This window comes from Citrobacter sp. wls619 (assembly GCF_005281345.1).
GTDB lineage: Bacteria > Pseudomonadota > Gammaproteobacteria > Enterobacterales > Enterobacteriaceae > Citrobacter.
Genome location: NZ_SZXJ01000005.1, coordinates 1 through 217, shown reverse-complemented (window position 1 = coordinate 217; position 217 = coordinate 1). Strand labels below are relative to the sequence as shown.

General features: G+C 42.4%; 1 pseudogene. It reads left to right on the top strand.

Annotated elements, in window-relative coordinates:
* A pseudogene (locus FDX19_RS25380) lies at window positions 1–217 on the top strand (hypothetical protein); the annotation flags it as partial.

Genomic DNA, 217 nt, shown 5'->3' with positions numbered 1-217 from the left:
GTTTATTCAACGTATCAGATCTTTTCCGGGGTATATATTCACCCATCAGATAAGTATATGCTGATACCACGATGGGAGCCAGATGCTTACAAGATATCTAAAGATTACGGACAAACGTGGCAGGTAGCCACATATATGGCTTCTTTCCCGGCGCTGGAGAAAAACTCAGATGGTATTATGCGCGACTACCCTGAAGGAAAAGAAATAAAAAGAGTGG